General features: G+C 72.5%; 17 protein-coding genes. 10 read left to right on the top strand and 7 right to left on the bottom strand.

Translation table 11 applies throughout. From position 1 onward, the window contains the following. Positions 1 to 37: 37 nt before the first annotated feature. The 6 genes from ABD299_RS01005 to ABD299_RS00980 all read left to right on the top strand — a co-directional run bounded on the left by ABD299_RS01005 (position 38) and on the right by ABD299_RS00980 (position 6,396). Positions 38 to 2,104 carry a right-handed parallel beta-helix repeat-containing protein gene (locus ABD299_RS01005; RefSeq protein WP_344257991.1) on the top strand — a complete coding sequence of 689 codons (2,067 nt, stop codon included), beginning with the start codon at positions 38 to 40 and terminating at the stop codon, positions 2,102 to 2,104. After that, positions 2,101 to 2,514 carry a cupredoxin domain-containing protein gene (locus ABD299_RS01000; RefSeq protein WP_344257989.1) on the top strand — a complete coding sequence of 138 codons (414 nt, stop codon included), beginning with the start codon at positions 2,101 to 2,103 and terminating at the stop codon, positions 2,512 to 2,514. The genes ABD299_RS01005 and ABD299_RS01000 overlap by 4 nt, the downstream gene beginning before the upstream one ends. Continuing rightward, positions 2,514 to 3,773 (top strand): hypothetical protein, encoded by a 1,260-nt coding sequence (locus ABD299_RS00995; protein ID WP_425581226.1) that lies wholly within the window; start codon positions 2,514 to 2,516, stop codon positions 3,771 to 3,773. Before ABD299_RS01000 ends, ABD299_RS00995 begins: the two co-directional genes overlap by 1 nt. Positions 3,774 to 3,790: 17 nt before the next feature. Continuing rightward, complete coding sequence (locus ABD299_RS00990; protein ID WP_344257986.1) at positions 3,791 to 4,423, top strand: TetR/AcrR family transcriptional regulator; 633 nt, start codon at positions 3,791 to 3,793, stop codon at positions 4,421 to 4,423. Between the two features lie 112 nt (positions 4,424 to 4,535). After that, entirely contained in the window at positions 4,536 to 5,690 is a 1,155-nt protein-coding gene (locus ABD299_RS00985; RefSeq protein WP_344257985.1) for a Zn-dependent alcohol dehydrogenase, read from the top strand. A gap of 34 nt (positions 5,691 to 5,724) precedes the next feature. After that, a complete protein-coding gene (locus ABD299_RS00980; protein WP_344257983.1) occupies positions 5,725 to 6,396 on the top strand; it encodes a TetR/AcrR family transcriptional regulator in 672 nt (223 codons plus the stop codon). On the opposite strand, the gene ABD299_RS00975 is transcribed toward ABD299_RS00980, so the two are convergent. Then, positions 6,377 to 6,838 carry a MaoC family dehydratase gene (locus ABD299_RS00975; RefSeq protein ID WP_344257982.1) on the bottom strand — a complete coding sequence of 154 codons (462 nt, stop codon included), beginning with the start codon at positions 6,836 to 6,838 and terminating at the stop codon, positions 6,377 to 6,379. The two genes, ABD299_RS00980 and ABD299_RS00975, sit on opposite strands and share 20 nt — an antisense overlap. Before the next feature lie 169 nt (positions 6,839 to 7,007). Between ABD299_RS00975 and ABD299_RS00970 the strand changes: the two genes are divergently transcribed. Genes ABD299_RS00970 through ABD299_RS00960 form a run of 3 tightly spaced genes read left to right on the top strand, consistent with a single transcriptional unit; the run spans position 7,008 to position 9,376 of the window. Further along, on the top strand, positions 7,008 to 7,763 hold the full coding sequence (locus tag ABD299_RS00970) for an SDR family oxidoreductase (protein ID WP_344257981.1): 756 nt from the start codon (positions 7,008 to 7,010) through the stop codon (positions 7,761 to 7,763). A 5-nt stretch (positions 7,764 to 7,768) separates the two neighbouring features. Then, entirely contained in the window at positions 7,769 to 8,356 is a 588-nt protein-coding gene (locus ABD299_RS00965; protein ID WP_344257980.1) for a TetR/AcrR family transcriptional regulator, read from the top strand. A 39-nt stretch (positions 8,357 to 8,395) separates the two neighbouring features. After that, complete coding sequence (locus tag ABD299_RS00960) at positions 8,396 to 9,376, top strand: NADPH:quinone oxidoreductase family protein (protein ID WP_344257979.1); 981 nt, start codon at positions 8,396 to 8,398, stop codon at positions 9,374 to 9,376. A gap of 75 nt (positions 9,377 to 9,451) precedes the next feature. On the opposite strand, the gene ABD299_RS00955 is transcribed toward ABD299_RS00960, so the two are convergent. The 4 genes from ABD299_RS00955 to ABD299_RS00940 form a co-directional block, all read right to left on the bottom strand. Next, a complete protein-coding gene (locus tag ABD299_RS00955) occupies positions 9,452 to 10,666 on the bottom strand; it encodes an acyl-CoA dehydrogenase family protein (RefSeq protein ID WP_344257978.1) in 1,215 nt (404 codons plus the stop codon). A 6-nt stretch (positions 10,667 to 10,672) separates the two neighbouring features. Next, the gene (locus tag ABD299_RS00950) at positions 10,673 to 11,695 is read right to left on the bottom strand and encodes a phosphotransferase family protein (RefSeq protein ID WP_344257977.1); all 1,023 of its coding nucleotides are present in this window, start codon (positions 11,693 to 11,695) and stop codon (positions 10,673 to 10,675) included. Between the two features lie 329 nt (positions 11,696 to 12,024). After that, entirely contained in the window at positions 12,025 to 12,363 is a 339-nt protein-coding gene (locus ABD299_RS00945; protein WP_344257976.1) for a DUF202 domain-containing protein, read from the bottom strand. Next, positions 12,360 to 12,761 (bottom strand): YidH family protein, encoded by a 402-nt coding sequence (locus ABD299_RS00940; RefSeq protein ID WP_344257975.1) that lies wholly within the window; start codon positions 12,759 to 12,761, stop codon positions 12,360 to 12,362. The genes ABD299_RS00945 and ABD299_RS00940 overlap by 4 nt, the downstream gene beginning before the upstream one ends. Before the next feature lie 144 nt (positions 12,762 to 12,905). On the opposite strand from ABD299_RS00940, the gene ABD299_RS00935 reads away from it, so the two are divergent. Beyond that, entirely contained in the window at positions 12,906 to 14,561 is a 1,656-nt protein-coding gene (locus tag ABD299_RS00935) for an FAD-binding dehydrogenase (RefSeq protein ID WP_344257973.1), read from the top strand. 28 nt (positions 14,562 to 14,589) lie between these two features. On the opposite strand, the gene ABD299_RS00930 is transcribed toward ABD299_RS00935, so the two are convergent. Beyond that, a complete protein-coding gene (locus ABD299_RS00930; RefSeq protein WP_344257972.1) occupies positions 14,590 to 16,344 on the bottom strand; it encodes a VanW family protein in 1,755 nt (584 codons plus the stop codon). 164 nt (positions 16,345 to 16,508) lie between these two features. Next, positions 16,509 to 19,682 carry a glycosyl hydrolase 115 family protein gene (locus tag ABD299_RS00925; protein WP_344257971.1) on the bottom strand — a complete coding sequence of 1,058 codons (3,174 nt, stop codon included), beginning with the start codon at positions 19,680 to 19,682 and terminating at the stop codon, positions 16,509 to 16,511. Between the last annotated feature and the right edge of the window lie 187 nt (positions 19,683 to 19,869).

Genomic DNA, 19,869 nt, shown 5'->3' with positions numbered 1-19,869 from the left:
GTCCCAAAAGATGAACAAGGCTCTACTCTTTCGGCTCATGCGGAGCCTCCGGAAGCTCGTCCCCGCCCTGATCGTCCCCGCCCTGGCCGCCGTGCTGCTGGGCGCCGGCACCGCCCTCGCCCACGAGGAGCGGGAGCTGGAGTTCCCCGACGGCAGCGGCAGCGTCCCCGAGTACCGGGAGGGGGAGCCGGACCTGCTGGTCTGCAAGACCGACCCGGACGATTTCGCCGAGCGCATCGCGGACTTCCCCGAGGAACTGCGCGAACGCAACCTCGAACTGTTCGACCGCTGCCTGCGGGAGGGCTACCGGCACCTCCAGGAAGCCGTCGACGCCGTCGAGGAACCGGGCACCTCCATCGCCATGCTCCCGGGCGTGTACGAGGAGGAGCCCTCACGCGCCGAACCGTCCGGCGAGTGCGCGGCGCTGGACGCCCCGTGGTCGCGGTTCGGGGTGACCGACTACCAGATCATGACCTTCGAACAGCATCTGCAGTGCCCGCACAACCAGAACCTGGTCGCGGTCCTCGGCATCGAGGGCCTGCAGATCGAGGGCACCGGGGCGAGCCCGGAGGACGTCGTCCTCGACGCCGGCTACACCCGGCTCAACGCCCTGCGGGCCGACCTGGCGAACGGCGTCTACCTGGCGAACTTCACCGCCCAGCGCACCCTCTTCAACGCCGTGTACGTGCTCGCCACCGACGGCTTCGTCATCGACCGCCTGGTGGGGCGGTGGAACGAGGAGTACGGGTTCCTCACCTTCGCCAGCGACCACGGCCTCTACACCGACTGCGAGGCGTACGGGAACGGCGACTCCGGGATCTACCCCGGCAGCGCCTCCGACATCAACGCCGGCGTCGATTCCTACGACGTCGACCGGTACGCCATCGAGATCACCGGCTGCCGGTCCCACCACAACATGGTGGGCTACTCGGGAACGGCCGGTAACTCGGTATGGGTGCACGGCAACGAGTTCCACCACAACCAGGCCGGCGCCTCGATGGACAGCGTCTTCCCCGACCACCCCGGCCTGCCGCAGAACCACGCCCTCTTCGAGAACAACCTGATCCACACCAACAACCAGAACTACTACCGGTATGTGAAGGACGGCACCTGCGCGCTGCCGGTCGCCGACCGAGGCTACGAGGACGGCGTCGTGTGCCCGGCGGTGTCCATGCCACCGGGCACCGGCATCATCACCGCCGGAGGAAACTGGAACCTCTTCCGCGACAACCATGTCTACGGCCACCAGCGGACCGGGTTCTACCTCACCTCCGCGCCCGCCTTCGTCCGCGGGGAGAACGCCCTGGGCAAGCAGGCCGACACCTCCCACCGCAACCGCTACGCCGGCAACGTCCTCGGGAAGAGCGAGACGGGCGAATCACGGCCCAACAAGCTCGACGTCTGGTGGGACGGCCAGGGCAAGGACAACTGCTGGCAGTCCGACGCCGCCCCCAGCAACCCGCCGGTGCTGCCCGAGTGCGGCGAGCAGGCCGGCGTGGTCTCCGGAGGCTCGCACCGGCTGGTCGGCGAGCCGGCCAAGATGGCACACCAGCTGGTCTGCGCCGAGTACGACATCGGCTCCGCCACCGTCCCCGGCGGCTGCGACTGGTACGGGGCCCGCGGCATCGAGCGGGTCGAGATGCAGCTCGCCCTGGCCGTCGCGGTGGTCCTCGCCCTGGTCGGCGGAGTCCTGTGGTGGCGCCATCTGAGAAGCAGCGTGCCGGCCACCGTCGCGGCGGCGCTGGGCGTGGCCGGTCTGGTCCTCGAGATCATGGGCGCCACCGGCTCCTACGCACACACCGTCGTGGTGCCGCTCGCCCTGCTCCTGCTGGGCCTGTGGTGGCTGGGAACCGGAGCCGCGCTGCGCGGCACCCACCCCGGGTTCGCCGCGGTCACCCTGCTGCTGGGCGGCGTGACCCTGCTGGACGCGGTGGACAAGTCGGTGCTGCTGATCCCCTGGCTGCCCCTCAGCCCGGGCTGGCTGCGCGGTCTGGTCGGACTGGTCTGGGTGGTGTGGGCCGTCGCGGTGGCCGCGCGCCGCCCGCAGGCCGCACCGGAACCCGCGGGCCGTCCCGCCCCCGGCCGGGCGAAGGCGGACGCGTGACCGGCCGGGAGCGCCGGGGCCGCCCCTGCGCCCGGAACGGCCGCCGCGCGGACGCCCTTCCGGCCGTGCTGCTCACCGCCGCCGTCCTCGCCGCCGGCGGCTGCCGGGAGGGAGGGCAGGAAGCCGACGGGCCACCCGGCACCGCCGGGGAGGTCGCGCTGTCCATCACCGTCACCGAAGGCACGGTGGACCCGCCGCCCGGACGCGCCGAGGTCCGCCGGGGCGACCGGATCACCCTCACCGTCACCAGCGACAGCGCCGACGAACTCCACGTCCACGGATACGACCGGCTGCTGGAACTGCGCCCGGACGAGCCCGCCACCCTCTCCTTCACCGCCGACCGCACCGGGCTGTTCGAGGTGGAGACCCACGGCGCCGGACTCGTCCTCACCCAGCTCGAAGTGCGGTGATATCCCTCGCTCATGGCCTGGGCGGCCGCCACGACCTCCCGGTGCCGGCGTTCTACGCCTTCGCCGGCGCCTTCGCGGCACTGCTGATCTCCTTCCTGGCACTGGGCCTGCTGTGGTCGCGCTCCAGGTTCCGCGGCGACCGGGCAGGGAAGCCGGTCCCGCACGCGGTGCAGCGGGCCGCCGACGCCCCGGTCACCCGGCGGCTGCTGCGCGCCGCCGGGCTCGGGGCCTTCCTGTTCACGCTGGCGGTGGCGCTGGCCGGAAACCCCGACCCCGCCCGCAATCCCGCACCCGGGCTGCTCTACGCCGTGCTGTGGACGGGACTCGTCCCGCTCTGTCTGCTCCTGGGCCCCGTCTGGCGCCTCGTCGACCCGCTGCGCACCCTGCACGCGCTGGGCTGCCGCCTGCGGGGCCGCGACCCGGCGGCCGGCGCCCGCGAGCTGCCGGCCCGGCTGGGGCACTGGCCGGCCGCCGCCGGACTGCTGGCGTTCGCCTGGACCGAACTGGCCTCCCCGCAGCCCGCCGCCCCCGCCACCGTCGCCGCCTTCATGCTCGGCTACAGCGCCGTCCAGCTCGCCGGCGCGGCCCGGTACGGCACGGCCTGGTTCGACCGCTGCGACCCCTTCACCGTCTACTCCGGGCTGATCGGCTCCCTCGCCCCGCTGGGCCGCCGCCGGGACGGCCGGCTGGTGCTGCGCCTGCCGTTCCACGGCCTGGACGCCGTGCCCGCCCTGCCCGGCCTGACGGCCACGGTCTGCGTCCTGCTGGGCAGCACCGGCTACGACGGCTTCACCACCCTCCCGCAGTGGGTGCGGCTGGTGCAGTCCGGCCCGCTGGACCCCACGCTCACCCGCACTCTCGGGCTGCTGACCACGATCGCCCTTGTCGCCGCGCTCTTCGCGGTCTGCGCCTCGGCCCGCTACGCGCACACCCTGATACCCATCGCCGTCGGCTACCTCATCGCCCACTACCTCACCCTGCTGCTGGCCGAGGGCCCGCGCACCTTCCTGCTCGTCGCGCACGTCCTGGGCGTGACCGACGGGCTCCCGGGCGCTGCCGTGCTGCCGGTGGACCCCGGAACGGTGGCCGCCGTGCAGGTACTGGCGGTCATCGCGGGGCACGTGGTCGGGGTGGTGGCGGCTCACGACCGCGCGGTGCGCCTGATGCCCCCGGAGCGGGCGGTGGCAGGCCAGGTCCCGCTGCTGATCCTGATGGTCTGCTACACCCTGGGCGGGCTGGGCCTGCTGTTCGCCGCGTGAGGGGAGAGGATGGTGGGGTGCATGCCCCTTCCCTGCGCCGGATCCCCGTCCAGCAGCGCAGCGCCGACCGGCTGGAACGGATCCTGGACGCCTGCGCCGCGCTGCTGGACGAGGCCGGGTACGACGCGCTGACCACCCGCGCCGTGGCCGACCGGGCCGAGGTGCCCATCGGATCGGTCTACCGGTTCTTCGCCGGCAAGCAGGCCATGGCCGAGGCGCTGGCGCACCGCAACCTGGACGCCTACACCGGCCGGGTGGCCGGCCGGCTGCGCGACCTTCCCGCCCCCGACGGCGCGGCGGTCCTGGACGCGGTGCTGGGCGAGTACGTCGCGATGAAGCGCTCGGTGCCCGGTTTCACCCTGATCGACTTCGGGACGCCGGAGACCAGCGCCTCGGGCAGCGCCGACCGCGAGGTGGCCGCGCGGCTGCGGGAACTGCTGGCCGACCGTCTGGGCCTGGATCCCGGGCAGCCCCGGCTGGCCGTCGCCTGCCTGGCCGCCGTGCGCGCCGCCGACGCCCTGGTCGGCCTCGCCTTCCGCACCGATCCGGCCGGCGACCCGGAGCTGATCGAGGAGACCCGGATCATGCTGCACGGCTACCTCGCGGATGTCATCGAGGGCGCGTGGCCGGTGGAGCCCGCCGGCGGCTGAGCCGGTTTGGGCGGGTGGCGCGGACGCAGGGCGCCGTGCTTGTCCTCGTGAGCTGAGCCACGGTGATGTCCGGGCTGCTGACACCTGGCCGACTGCTTAGTATGTTGACGGCATGCAGGCAACCGACGGTTCCCGGTCCGACATCCGCCCCGCTCGCAGCGTTCGCGCCGCGGTCCTGACCGCTGTGGGGGAGCCGCTGCGGCTCACCCGCATCGAGCTGCCCGACCCCGGCCCGGGGCAGGTCCGGGTCAGGCTCGCGGCCGCCGGGGTGTGCCACTCCGACCTCTCCCTGAGCAACGGCACGCTGCTCGCCCCCGTGCCGGCGGTGCTCGGCCACGAGGGCGCGGGCACCGTCGTGTCCGTAGGCGAGGGTGTGACCGGCGTGCGGCCGGGCCAGAAGGTGGTCCTCAACTGGGCGCCGGCATGCGGGGACTGCCCCTTCTGCCGGCTGGAGGAGCCCTGGCTGTGCGCGAACGCCAACGCGGCCACCACCACTCCCTACGCCCGCACCGAAGAAGGGCAGGAACTCTACCCGGCGCTCACCGCGGCGGCGTTCGCCGAGGAGACCGTGGTGCCCGAGCGGGCGGTCCTGCCGCTGCCGGAGGGAGTCCCGCTCACCGACGCGGCGCTGCTGGGCTGCGCGGTGCTGACCGGCTACGGCGCGATCCGGCACAGTGCCAAGGTGCGCCCGGGGGAGTCCGTCGCCGTTCTCGGCATCGGCGGCGTCGGCCTCGCGGTGCTCCAGTCCGCCCGGCTGGCCGGTGCCGGGCAGATCGTCGCCGTGGACATCTCCGAGGAGAAGGAGGAACTGGCGCGGGCCGCCGGGGCCACCGACTTCGTGGTGGCCTCCGAGGCCACGAGCAAGGAGGTCAAGCGCCTGACCGGCGGCCTGGGCGCGGACGTGGCCGTGGAGTGCGCCGGCCGTGCCGAGACCATCCGGGCCGCCTGGAGTTCCACCCGCCGCGGCGGACGCGTCACGGTCGTCGGTATCGGGGGCAAGGACCAGCGGGTCAGTTTCTCCGCGTTGGAGATCTTCCTGTCGGCGCGTACGCTGTCCGGCTGTGTGTACGGCAACTGCGACCCGTCCCGTGATCTTCCGGAGCTGGCCGAGCACGTCCGTGCCGGGCGCCTGGACCTGTCCGCGCTGGTGACCGGCCACATCGGACTGGAGGACATCCCGGAGGCGTTCGAGGCCATGCTCGCCGGCCGCGGCGGGAGGGCCCTGGTGGTCTTCGGTGACGGAGAGGACGGCGGCGGCCGGAACTAAGCGCTCGCTCAGCCATCCGGTGTAAGGTGTCAGGATGCCAGAAACAACGGGTGGACTGGTCGGGAGTCCGGCAGGGAGTGCCGCGCAGGACACGGCTCAGCGACTGATGCGGGCGGCCGTCGAGGCCTTCGCCGAGCGGGGGTTCCACGCCACGACGACGCGTGACATCGCGAGCCGCGCCGGGATGAGCCCTGCCGCGCTCTACATCCATTACCGGACGAAGGAGGAGCTGCTCTACCGGATCAGCCTGGTCGGCCACGAGCGGTCGGTGCGCATTCTCACCGAGGCCGCCGAGGGGCCCGGCGGCCCGGTGGAGCGGCTGACCGCCGCGGTCACCTCGTTCGTCCGCTGGCACGCGGAGCGGCACACCACCGCCCGGGTGGTGCAGTACGAGCTGTCGGCCCTCGCCGAGGAGCATCTGGCCGAGATCTCGGCCCTGCGGCGGCGCACCGGGGAGATCATGCGGGGCATCCTGGCGGAGGGGGTGGCGGCGGGCCAGTTCGAGATCCCCCACATCCGCAGCACCGCCCGCGCGATCCTCTCGCTGTGCATCGATGTGTCCCGCTGGTTCGACCCGTCCGGTCCGGACGGTCCGGACGTGCTCGCCGCCCGCTACGCCGCACTGGTTCTCAGGATGGCGGGAGCGGGCGGCGGTGCGGAGGCCGGCGGTGCGCCGGCCGGTACGGTCACAGGTAGTAGCGGCTGACGCTCTCGGCGACGCAGACGGGCTTCTGTCCGCCCTCGCGCTCGACGGTCACCAGGGCCGTCAGCTGGACGCCGCCGGCGACGTCGGACACGTCCGTGATCCGGGCGCCGGCGCGCAGCCGTGAGCCGACCGGCACCGGGGACGGGAAGCGCACCTTGTTGACGCCGTAGTTCAGGCCCATCTTCACGCCCTCGACCCGGATCAGCTGCGGTACGAGCACCGGCAGCAGGGACAGGGTCAGGTAGCCGTGCGCGATGGTGGTCTTGAACGGGCCGTCCTTGGCGCGCTCGGGGTCGACGTGGATCCACTGGTGGTCGCCGGTCGCCTCGGCGAACCGGTCGATCCGCTCCTGGTCGATCTCCAGCCAGTCGCTGGTGCCCAGCTCCTGGCCGACCGCCGCCTTCAGTTCCTCGGCCGACGCAAAGACCCGCGGCTCCGCCATGCTCAGTTCCTCCCGGTCGGATGGGGCGGGCTAAGCGCTTGCTCAGCCCGATGTGTCAGCATGCGCCCGCCCCCGCCCCGCTGTCAACCGCCGGCGGGGCCCTTCCGTCGCACATACCGACCGGTTAGTCTGCCCTCTGGCAGCGGGCCCAGCCGAAGGGACGGACAGCATGGAGACGATGCGCGACGCCGGTGTCGTGGTGACCGGGGCGGGCGGCGGGATCGGGGCGGCACTCGCCCGGGCCTTCGCGGACCTCGGCGCCCGGGTCGTGGTCAACGACCTGGACGCGGACAAGGCGGACGCGGTCGCGCGCGAGATCGGCGGCACCTCCGTACCCGGGGACGCCTCCGCGGTGGTCCCCGCCGCGAGGGACGCGCTGGGGGGCCGCATCGACGTCTTCTGCGCCAACGCGGGCATCGCGCCCAGGGGCGGGCCGGAGGCGGAGGACGCCGTCTGGGACGCCGCGTGGGACGTCAATGTGATGTCCCATGTCCGGGCCGCCCGGGAACTGGTGCCGCACTGGCTGGAGCGGGGCGAGGGCCGCTTCGTGGCCACCGTCTCCGCGGCCGGACTGCTCACCATGGTCGGTTCCGCTCCCTACAGCGTCTCCAAGCACGCCGCACTGGCCTTCGCCGAGTGGCTGTCGGTCACCTACCGGCACCGGGGCATCCGGGTGCACGCGGTCTGCCCCCAGGGAGTGCGCACCGACATGCTGCGCGGCAGCGGCAGGTCCGGCGACCTGGTGCTGGCCCCCGACGCCATCGAGCCGGAGGAGGTGGCCGCCGCGGTACTGGCCGGCATCGCCGAGGAGCGCTTCCTGATCCTGCCCCACCCGAAGGTGGCCGAGTACGCTACGGCGCGCGCCACCGACCCCGACCGGTGGCTGACGGGGATGAACCGCATGCAGCAGAAGCTCGAAAGGTGACGATCATGGAGCGCAGGACCGGGAACGGGACGGTGCCGGAGAGGCTGCTGGCGACCGCCACCCGGATGTTCGCCGAGCGCGGCTACGAGCGGACCTCGGTCCAGGAGATCGTGGAAGCGGCAGGCGTCACCAAGGGCGCGCTCTACCACTACTTCGGGGCCAAGGACGATCTTCTGCACGAGGTCTACGCCCGGGTGCTCAGACTCCAGCAGGAGCGGCTGGACGCCGTGGCGGGCGAGGACGCCCCCGTGGCCGACCGGGTGCGCCGCGCCGCCGCCGACGTCGTCGTCACCACCATCGAGAACCTCGACGACGCCATCATCTTCTTCCGCTCCATGCACCAGCTCAGCCCGGAGAAGCAACAGCAGGTGCGCGCCGAGCGGCGCCGCTACCACGAGCGCTTCCGGGCGCTCGTCGAAGAGGGCCAGCGGGCCGGGGTGTTCAGCGACGCCACCCCCGCGGACCTGGTGGTCGACTACCACTTCGGCTCCGTCCACCACCTGAGCAACTGGTACCGCAAAGACGGCCGGCTCACCCCGCAGCAGGTGGCCGATCATCTCGCGGACCTCCTGCTGCGTGCCCTGCGCCCGTGAAGCAGCAGTGATCCGCGACCCACAGAAGGAGAACGACCGGTGAAGGCATGGCGTGTCCACGAGAACGGCGAGCCGCGCGAGGTGATGCGCCTGGAGGAGGTGCCCGACCCGGAACCGGGCCCCGGGGAACTCCTCGTCGCGGTGCGCGCGGCGAACATCAACTTCCCCGACGCGCTGCTGTGCCGCGGCCACTACCAGGTCCGCCCGCCGCTGCCGTTCACCCCGGGCGTCGAGCTGTGCGGCGAGGTGCTGCGGGCCGGTGAGGGCGCCGGGGTGGCCCCCGGAACCAGGGTGATGGCCCAGCCCGGAGTGCCGGACGGCGCGTTCGCCGAGCGCGTGGTGGTGCCGGCCGCCGGGGTGCTGCCCGCTCCCGCCGCCCTGGACGACGCGGAGGCCGCCGCCCTGCACATCGGCTACCAGACCGGCTGGTTCGGTCTGCACCGGCGGGCCCGGCTCCAGGCCGGGGAGACGCTGCTGGTGCACGCCGCGGCCGGCGGGGTGGGCAGCGCCGCGGTCCAGCTCGGCAAGGCCGCCGGCGCCCGGGTCATCGGGGTCACCGGGGGAGCGGCCAAGGCCGAGGCCGCCCGGGAACTGGGCTGCGACGTGGTGGTGGACCGCACGGTCCAGGACATCGCGGAGGCGGTGAAGGAGGCCACCGGGGGGCGCGGCGCCGACGTGGTCTACGACCCGGTGGGCGGCGAGGCGTACGCGAAGTCGGTCAAGTGCATCGCCTTCGAGGGCCGGATCGTGATCGTCGGATTCGCCAGCGGCACCATTCCCAAGCCCGGCCTGAACCACGCGCTGGTCAAGAACTACTCGGTGCTCGGCCTGCACTGGGGGCTGTACAACACGCACGACCCGGCGGCGGTGCGGGCCTGCCACGAGGAGCTGGCCCGCCTCGCCGGCGAGGGCGCGGTGCGTCCCCTGGTGAGCGAGCGCGTGCCGATGGAGGGCGCTGCGGACGCGGTGCAGCGGGTGGCGGACGGCACCACCACCGGCCGCGTGGTGGTCACCCCCTGACCTGCCCCGGAGGCAGACGGAAACGGGCCGGGCCCGGACCGCGACGGCGGTCCGNGTCGGGGCCCGGCCCGTGTCTCACGCGTAGCGCTTGAGCTCGCGGCGGGCCAGCGAGCGCTGGTGGACCTCGTCGGGTCCGTCCGCCATGCGCAGCGAGCGGGCCGAGGTCCACAGCTCTGCCAGCGGGAAGTCCTGGCTGACCCCGGCCGCGCCGTGCACCTGAATCGCCCGGTCCAGGATCTCCGTCACGGTCCGCGGCACGGCGATCTTGATGGCCTGGATCTCGGTGTGCGCTCCGCGGTTGCCCACGGTGTCCATCAGCCACGCGGTCTTCAGCACCAGCAGCCGCATCTGCTCCACGGCCACCCGGGCGTCGGCGATCCATTGCTGCACGGCGCCCTGCTGGGCGAGCGGCTTGCCGAACGCCGTGCGGGTGACCGCCCGGCGGCACATCAGCTCGATGCCGCGCTCGGCCATGCCGATCAGCCGCATGCAGTGGTGGATGCGGCCGGGGCCCAGCCGGGCCTGGGCGATGGCGAAGCCGCCGCCCTCCTCACCGATCAGGTTGCTCACCGGCACCCGGACATCGTGGAAGAGGACCTCGGCGTGCCCTCCGTGGTGGTGGTCCTCGAAGCCGTAGACCCGCATGGCCCGCCGGATCTCCACGCCCGGGGTGTCCCGCGGCACCAGCACCATCGACTGCTGGCGGCGGACGTCGGAGCCCTCGGGGTCGGTCTTGCCCATCACGATGAAGATCGCGCAGTCGGGGTTCATGGCCCCGGAGATGTACCACTTGCGGCCGCTGATGACGTACTCGTCGCCGTGCCGCTCGATGCGGGTCTCGATGTTCGTGGCGTCGGAGGAGGCGACTTCCGGCTCGGTCATCGCGAACGCCGAACGGATCTCGCCCTCCAGCAGCGGGGTGAGCCACCGTTTCTTCTGCTCGGGGCTCGCGAACTGCGCCAGCAGCTCCATGTTCCCGGTGTCCGGCGCCGCGCAGTTCAGCGCGGTGGGGGCGAGCTGCGGGCTGCGGCCGGTGATCTCGGCCAGCGGGGCGTACTGCAGGTTGGTCAGGCCCGCGCCGTGCTCGGCGTCGGGCAGGAAGAGGTTCCACAGGCCGCGGCGCCGGGCCTCGGCCTTCAGCTCACCGACCACCGCCGGCGTCTGCCAGGGCGAGTCGAGCCGCTCGCGCTGTTCCTCGGCGACCGACTCGGCCGGGTACACGTGCTCGTCCATGAAGGACAGCAGCCGCTCGCGCAGCTCCTGGGTCCGGTCGTCGAATGAGAAGTCCATCGGTGCTCAGCCTTCCTGCAGCGTGGTCAGCCCGCCGTGCACGAAGTGCGGTACGACGGAGCCGATGCGGTCGAAGCCCCGGCCGACGGTCTGGCCCAGGGTGTAGCGGTAGTGGATGCCCTCGAGAATCACGGCGAGCTTGAAGTAGGCGAACGCGGTGTACCAGTTGATCCGCGACACGTCCCGGCCCGAGCGGGCCGCGTAACGTTCCACCAGTTCCCGGCCGTCGGGGTGCCCGGCGGCGCCGCGGGTGGTGTTGACGGGGGAGTCGGGCAGATCCATCGGCTGGCTGTACATCACCAGCAGCCCGAGATCGGTCAGCGGGTCGCCCAGGGTGGACATCTCCCAGTCCAGGACCGCCCGCAGCCGGTCGTCCTCGTCCACCAGCACGTTGTCCAGACGGAAGTCGCCGTGCACGACGGTCGCCTCCCGCGACTCCGGCAGGGAGGTCCCCAGTGCGACGTGCAACTCGTCGATCCCGGCCAGCTCCCGGTTCCGGGAGGCGTCCAGCTGCTTGCCCCAGCGGCGCAGCTGCCGCTCCAGGAACCCGGCCGGCCGCCCGAAGTCCGCCAGTCCGGCCGGCGCGGGATCGACGGCGTGCAGGTCCACCAGCGTGTCCGCGAGCCCGAGGACCACCTTCCGGGTCCGCTCGGGGCCGATGGCCTCCAGCTCCTCGGCGGTGCGGTAGGGCGTGCCGGGGACGAAGTCCATGACGTAGAAGGAGGCCCCGAGCACCTCCTGCTCCTCGCACAGCAGCACCGTGCGCGGCACCGGGACGGCGGTGGGGCCGAGCGCGGTCATGACCCGGTACTCACGTGCCATGTCGTGCGCGGTGGCCAGCACGTGCCCCAGTGGGGGCCGTCGCACCACCCAGGCGGAGGTACCGTCGGTCACCCGGTACGTGAGATTGGACCTGCCGCCCTCGATCAGCCGAGCGCTCAGCGGACCGCGCACCAGGCCGGGCCTGGCCCGGTCCAGATACTCCTGGAGGCGTGCCAGGTCCAGGCCTGGGGGGTGCTCCTCGCTCATGGGCTGCTCCTCGGGGAGTGGGAAGTGCGGTCGGGTCGGACACCATGATGCCGACCAGTCGGTATGCCGTCCAGTGCCGGGGTCACAAACCGCTCAGCGGCCCGGGGCGGACCGTCCGGAGCGCCGATCGGCGATGTCAGGTCGGAGTGGTGGGGCGGTGGCGGCATACCGCTTGGACGGCGCGAGCACCGGCACCCCCGAGGCCTAATACCAGGGCGAGCTCGGGCGGCTGCGCACGGTCCTGGCCACCGGTGACGGCCGAGCCCTGTGGCTGTCGACCACCAACGCCGACCGGAACGCCCCGCCCGGGACGGACGCGGTCCACGAGGTCACGCTGGAGTAGCGGGCCAGACCACCACCACGCCCAGCAGCGCCACGGCCACCACCGCCACCGCCGAAGCGATCATCGTGTGCGGCCGTGGCGCTGCCGGCCGGGCGGGCCTCAGCTCCCTGATCCTGCGGTGCGTCACCACCAGAAACGCCACCCAGAGCAGCCCGCACAGCGCGAAGGCGGCCACGGCGGGGGACACCGCATCCCCCTGCACCGCCTTCCTCCCGGCCAGCACCACCACCAGGGCGAACGTCAGCGAGGTGCGGCGCCAGGCCATGTGGGTGCGCTCCGGCTGGGCCGCCGGGTCCCGGACCGGAGCGGGGGGACGCCGGCTCACGGCAGATCCGCCCCGTTCAGCACCACCGCGGCGATCACCACCAGCGCCGCCACCGCCGTGCCCACCGCCAGCAGGGCGGGGAACCGGGTGGCCGGCAGGTCCTCCCCGCGCCGCATGGCCCGCTCGCAGCGCACCCAGTGGTTCACCGACCGCAGCGCGCACAGCGCCCCGCCCAGCAGCAGCACCAGCGCGATGGTGGTCCGCACCCCCCAGCTCAGATCGGTCAGGAACTGGTCGACCGCGATCCCGCCGGCCACCAGCGCCAGGGCCGTCCGCACCCAGGCCAGGAAGGTCCGCTCGTTCGCGAGCGAGAACCGGTAATCCGGGGTGCTGCCCTCGGCCCGCATCCTGGCAGGGGAGAACCACAGCCGCACCGCTTCCAGCACCCGTCTGATCATGTCTCCGAGCGTAAACGCCACGCTCCGCGGGGAGCATGCCGGGCCACGAGGTCCCCGGGTTCTGTTGACGTGATGTACAACGGGCCCCCAGGATCACACCGGATACGCAGCGGGCCCCGCGCGGCCGGACCGGAGGATCAGCCCATGGCATACGACGCCGACGTCATCGTGATCGGAGCGGGCCTGTCCGGGCTCGCGGCAGCCGCCGAGCTGACCGAGGCGGGCCGCACGGTCATCCTGCTGGACCAGGAGCCCGAGGCGAGTCTGGGCGGCCAGGCGCACTGGTCGTTCGGCGGGCTCTTCCTGGTCGGCTCACCCGAGCAGCGCAGGCTGCGCGTCCGCGACAGCCATGAGCTGGCCTGGCAGGACTGGCTCGGCACGGCCGGCTTCGACCGCGCCGAGGACCACTGGCCGCGGCGCTGGGCCGAGGCCTACGTCGACTTCGCAGCCGGCGAGAAGCGCGCCTGGCTGCGCGCCCAGGGCGTCCGGTTCTTCCCCGTGGTGGGCTGGGCCGAACGGGGCGGCTACGACGCGACCGGCCACGGCAACTCCGTGCCCCGGTTCCACATCACCTGGGGGACCGGCCCCGGACTCCTGGAGCCGTTCGAGCGGCGGGTGCGGGCGGCCGCCGCGCGCGGCCGGGCCGACCTGCGCTTCCGTCACCGTGTCACCGGGCTGAGCCGCACCGCCGGATCGGTCGACACCGTCACCGGCGAGATTCTCGCCCCCAGCACCGCCGCCCGGGGGACCGCCAGCAGCCGCGACGTCGTCGGTGCCTTCGAACTGCGGGCCCAGGCCGTCGTCGTCACCTCCGGCGGCATCGGCGGCAACCACGACCTGGTCCGGCAGAACTGGCCCGCCCGGCTGGGGCGCCCGCCCCGGCGCATGCTCTCGGGCGTCCCCGCCCATGTGGACGGCGCCATGCTCGGCATCACCGAGCGGGCCGGCGGCCGGGTGGTCAACCGGGACCGGATGTGGCACTACACCGAGGGCATCGAGAACTGGGACCCGGTCTGGAGCCGCCACGGCATCCGCATCCTGCCGGGACCCTCCTCCCTGTGGCTGGACGCCACCGGCAAGCGGCTGCCCGTGCCGCTCTTCCCCGGCTTCGACACCCTGGGCACCCTCCAGCACATCGGCACCACCGGCTACGACCACACCTGGTTCGTGCTCACCCAGAAGATCATCGAGAAGGAATTCGCGCTCTCCGGCTCCGAACAGAACCCGGACCTCACCGGCCGCAGCATCCGCGACGTCCTGGGGCGCGCCCGGTCCGGCGCCCCGGCCCCGGTGCGGGCCTTCATGGAGCGCGGCGCCGACTTCGTCGTGGAGAAGGACCTGCCGGCCCTGGTGCGCGGCATGAACGCGCTGACCGGGGACGCGCTGATCGACGAGGTGGCGCTCCGCGAGGAGATCGAGGCCCGGGACCGGGAGACCGGCAACACCTTCACCAAGGACCTCCAGATCACCGCCATCCGTGGTGCCCGCCGCTACCTGGGGGACCGGCTGATCCGGGTCGCCCCGCCCCACCGGCTGCTCGACCCCGCCGCGGGCCCGCTGATCGCCGTGCGGCTGAACATCCTCACCCGCAAGACGCTCGGCGGGCTGGAGACCGACCTGTCCGGGCGCGTGCTGACCGAGGACGGCGACCCGCTGCCCGGCGTGTACGCCGCGGGCGAGGCCGCCGGGTTCGGCGGCGGCGGCATGCACGGCTACCGCTCCCTGGAGGGCACCTTTCTCGGCGGCTGTCTGTTCTCCGGCCGGGCGGCCGGCCGGGCGGCCGCCCGCGCGATCGGCTGACGCGGCCGGGGAACCCGGCCCCTCACCGTCAGTCGTCGTCCTCGCAGACCACTTCGTCGCGCGGGGTGTAGCGGGTGGTGAACGCCTCCCGGCCCACTTCCTTGCCGCCGGAGGTGAGGACCCGCTCCACCTCGACGTCGAAGCCCTCCAGCGGCGGCTGCGGCACGCACTTGTCGCCCTTGGCCTCCCGGGTCCCCGGCTCCTTGACGTTCGTCCGCGGGCCGGTGACCGACTCCACCTTGTCGTAGACCTTGGTGCCCAGGAACGTGATGGTCACCGAGTTGTCGGTGGAGCTCGCCATGACGTAGATGGCGTTGCCCGAGTCGTTGTGCCAACGCAGGTCCAGACTGCCCCAGGCCACGGTGGCCTCGCGGCCCTCGGGGTAGCGCTCGATGTAGAACGAGTGCGGCCGGTACTCCACCGGCTTGACGCCCGCGAAGAAGACCGCGTTGAACATCGTGGTGGCCACGGCGGAGACGCCGCCGCCCTGGGCGTTCTGGTACCGGTCGTCGAGGATGATGATGCCCTCGACGAACCCGTTCTCCTTGGTGCGCTCGCCGACCGTGCGGTTGAAGCTCCACTCCTCGCCGGGCAGCACCACCGAGCCGTTGATCAGCTCCACGGCCCGGCCGATGTTGGTGGTGCGATAGGGGGCGGGATCGAAGCTCACTGTGAAGCTGGACATCTTCTCGGTGATGCCCAGTTCCCGGTAGTTCTCGCGGCTGACCTTCGGCTCGACCGTCTCGGTCTCCACCGGGCCGGTGCGCGCCGCCCCGGTGCCGGTCAGCAGCGGCATCACCGCGTCCCCGATGGCGTCCTTCACCACCCTGCTGCCCGGTTCCCCGCCGGCGGCCACCACGACCTCGTCGCCCTCCAGGCGCAGCCGGGCCTCGGTGGCCCGCACCTCCGCCTCGGCGACCGGCCCGGCCAGCCGTTCGTCACCGGCGAGCCCTTCGCCGTCCAGCTCCGGGACGAGCCGCCCCTCGTCGTCAGGCGTCATCGTCAGATGGTCGCCGAAGATCTCCGGGGCGATGAAGATCTCCTTGCCGTTCGCGGTCAGCACGACCGGGCCCGACACGGCCGGCCGGGCGAACTCGTTCAGCGCCCGCCGCACCTCCGCGTCGTCGGTCCGCGGCTCGGCCTCCGTCACCGGCAGCCGCACGGGGTCCGCGGCGGCCGGATAGCCCTCCCGGAGCCCGTCCAGCGCGCCGTCCACATCGAGCGCGGTGCCCGCCCGCGGCTCGGTCACCTCGATCTCGCCGCCCGCGAAGGAGATGGCGCCCTCCTGGACCGTGGACGCGGACTCCTCGGACAGGGCGTCCAGCTCGGCGCGCGCCTTCTTCTCGTCCACCAGCACCACGGGGGCGATCTCGCCGCCGCCGCTGCCGAAGAGCTTGCCGAGCAGCCCGGGCCGGTCCGCCCGGTCCACGGTGGCGGGGATGTCGAGGTCGAGTCCGGCGGCGACCGGATCCACCGTGTGGACCTCGTCCTCCGCTCCGCCGAGGATCACCGGCACCGGGGCCGTCCGGGCTCCGGCCAGCTCCCGGTCGAGCGTCTCACGGGCGGCCTGCGGGGTCAGCCCGCCGATGTCCACCCCGTGCACGCTGGTCCCCGGAGCGATGGTGCTGCCCACGACCAGCTGGCCGGTCAGGTAGGTGCCGCCGAGCGCGATGGCCACCGCGCCGCCGACCAGGGCGGGGCGGGGCAGCTGTGCCAGACGCTCGCGGAGCCCGCCGCGGGATATGCGGGGAGGCTCTGCGGGCGGTGGTGGGACGTTGGACACGGGTCTCCCTGAAGCGGCGGCAACGCGAGGTATCAGGGAAGGCTAGCAAAACGCAGATCCGCGGAGAAAAGGCAGACCCTGCCCGAAATGCCGCATCGGGTCCCGGGGTCCGGCCGGTGCGGGACGGAGGAAACCCCCGGCACCGGCCGGACGCGGAGCTCAGCTCACCGGCCGGCCCGCAGGCTCTCGGGCGGACCGAGATAGCTGGGGCGCAGACCGCCGGTGTCCACCACGATCTTCTGTACCACGACGGTGGGATCGACCATCCACAGCTTCAGCACGTGACGTCCCGGCCTGTTCACCGTGTGCGTCGTGACGGTGACGTTCACGTTGTCCGAGGTGTTCCGCTCCCACTGCTTGTTCATGGCGGTGTCGTCGGAACCGGTGGCGGAGATGATGTCCACCGTCTGTGGCCGGGCACCGTCCAGCGACACCGCGTACCGCAGCTCCGCCCGCGCCAGCACCGGATTCCTCGGCGAGAGGTACACCAGCACCCGTACCTCCCCGGCGGTCACCAGGTGCATGTCGTACTCCAGCCTGGGGCTGCCGCCCCCCGGAGTCCGGCTGGAGGCCGTGACGGGGAAGGGCGTCATGCCCGAGCCGGTGCGTCCGATGTCCGGCAGCTCCCCCCAGCGCACACCGTGGGCCGCCACCGCCCTGGAGCAGTGCGCGGCCTTCATCGAGACATAGCCGTTGGCCTCGACGAAGCCGGCGAACCGTCCCGGCAGCCGTCCGGGGTTGCGCACCACCGCGCGGACCTCGACCTCGGCCCCGTCAGGGCCGGTGACCGTGAGCGGCACCGTGGTGGTGCCCTTGGGGGCGCGGGCGAAGTCCACCCGCACGGTCGCGCGCAGTTCCTTCTCCACCCGGCCGCTGCCGCCCTCCACCTTCACCCAGGGCTCGGCCGCCCGGATGGTGCAGTCGAAAGGCTCCGACCCCCGGTTGAAGACATCGATGTACTGCTCGGGCTGGCTCTGGTGCGGACTGAACTCCGGCAGGACGGCAGGCTCCTGTGCCCGCGGCCACCAGCAATCCGAGCCGTCGACCGCCACGCCCATCTCGGCTCCCCGGGCGAGCTCGATACGCCGCACGGCGGGGAAGACCTCGTCTGGCAGGGCGACATGGTCGGGCGTCTGCGGCTGCTGCCAGGGGGCGTCCGGCCCGTACCTCTCGACATCGCCGTACCCGATCTTGGGCTGGGTCTGGAAGCCTTCCCATTTCCCGTCGGCCAGGGTGTAGTTGTAGTAGTCCGACAGCGCCTGGTCGTCCGCGAAGCGCGCGTCGGTGGCGTCCGCCAGGTCGTTGGTGGCGGCCCGCCCCTGTTCGGCGTAGAGGAGGTTGGTGAACTCCGCCTGCCGCAGCGCGTAGAGATTCGCGCTCGCCTTCACCGCGTACAGCACCAGCTGGAAGTAGGCGTCCTGCGCGGACTCCGGCAGTTCCCCGCCGATCCGCTCGGCCTCCTCGGCCAGTTCCCGCCACTCCTCGGTGACCCGGTCGATCTCCCGGTAGTCCGTGAGGCTGTAGGGGCTGGCCTCGTCGTCGTAGACGACGGCCGACGGGTCGGTGCTCAGGTCCTTGTCCGGGTCCAGGCTGATGTGGCGGTTGAGCAGCTCCGGCTTGCGCCGGGCCTGCAGGATGCCGTAGGTGTGCAGCACGGCGGCGATGTCCCGCGCGTGCCCGGGGCCGAAGTTCTCCTCGGCGTATGCCACCAGCCAATCGTCGAGCCGCTCCAGCGGCCGGCGCTCCGGGTCCCAGGCGTAGTCCAGGAAGAACTGCAGGGGCAGCTCCTCCGCCTTCATGTCGCCGGCGTTGACCACCCACAGCCGGTCGATGCCGTAGGCGTAGGACAGATGCAGCTGCTCCCAGGTGTTGGTGAGGTTGATGGTGTCGACCCACTTGTAGTTGCGGCCGCCGCCCACGTAGTCGAAGTGGTAGTAGAGGCCGTAGCCACCGCTGCGTTCGGGCAGCCGGGGGTCCGGGACCTTGCGCATGTTGCCCCAGTTGTCGTCGCAGAAGACGACGGTGACATCCTCCGGCGGGCGCAGCCCCTGGTCCCAGTACCGCTGGACCTCCTTGTAGAGGGTCTGCACCTGCGGGACGGTGGTGATGTCGGTGTCCCCGGTCAGCTCGTCGAGGATCTCCCGCTGGCTGGCGAGGATCTCCTCCATCAGGTCGATGCCGTCGCCGTCGGGCAGGCTGACGTCACCCGCGCCGCGCATCCCGAGGGTGACGACCCCCTCGAAGTCCTCCTCCAGCATGCGCGTGATGCCGTCGGCCCAGTACTTCTTGATGGCCTCGCCGTTGCGCCGGAAGCTCCACTCACCGGTGCCGCCGTAGGGGTCGCTGCCGGGGACGGTGATGTTGCCCTCGCTGTCCCGCTGGGCCGGGGTGGCGTGCCGGTTCCACTCCTCGATGCCGCGCATCATGGGCGCCTCGTGCGAGGTGCCCATGACGACGCCGTACTCCTTGGCGGTGCGGTGGTTGTCCGGGTCGTCCTCCGCGAACGCCCTGCCCCACACCGCCGGCCACAGGTAGTTGGCCTTGAGCCGGAGCATGACCTCGAAGACCTTGGCGTAGAAGGCGCTGTTGAACCCGTTCTCGAAACCCGGCGCGTGGCCCGGGCCGAAGTACCCGGGCGCCCAGGTGCCCAGTGCGGGGTTCTCGTCGTTGATGAAGAAGCCGCGGTACTTGACCGCGGGGGTCCCCTGGCTGTGCCGGCCCGGCCGTACGTACAGCTCCTCGTGCCGCTGGGCGGGGACGTCGTTCCACCAGTACCAGGGCGAGACCCCCATCTGGCGGGAGGTCTCGTAGATGCCGAAGATGGTGCCGCGCTGGTCGCTGCCCGCGATGACGAAAGCCCGGCGCACACCTGGCATCGGATGCTGGACGACCTGCTCGACGGTGGTCTCCCAGCGTCCGGCGATCCCCGTGACGTCCAGCTTCCCGGCCGCCACCAGGCCGTCGATCAGCGGGCTGTGGCCGATGGTGCCGATCAGCACGATGTCGCTCGTGCCTCGCGGCGGCTTGTCGGTGGCGACGACGGGCTGGACGCCCGTGACGCGCTCGGTGTCGTCCCGCAGATCGCCGACGGCCCGGCGCACGCCGGGGTAGTCCTCCGAGCTGACCACGAGGGGGGCCGCGGCCCCTCCGGCGACCAGCGGGAAGCCGCCGTGCACCGGCGAGGGGGAGACGTACCGGCGGCGGCTCCCGCCTCCCGGGGAGGGACGGCCGGCCGCGGCGGCCGGGCCGGCCAGGGCAGGTGCGGTGCCGGCGGCGACGGTGAGGGGAACCAGACCGAGGAATGATCGCCTGCTGGTCTGCCATTCGGGCCTTCTCATGGACTCTCCGAGACATGTGGGGCCGAAAATTTCCGGAGCGGTTCCGGAAGGCTAGTAATTGGTCATGGTCGGGTCAAGAGTGCGTTGCTGGGGTACCCCCGGCTCCTGAATGCCCTTGCTGGGGAGAAGGGAGGCGCGGGCAGTCGGAAAGTTTTCGGTGCGGCGTGTCTGCGAGCCGACTCCCGCG

It is taken from the genome of Streptomyces sodiiphilus, assembly GCF_039529215.1.
Taxonomy (GTDB): Bacteria; Actinomycetota; Actinomycetes; order Streptomycetales; family Streptomycetaceae; genus Streptomyces; species Streptomyces sodiiphilus.
The sequence above is the reverse complement of the archived record's forward strand: the minus strand, read 5'-3'. Positions and strand labels throughout refer to the sequence as shown.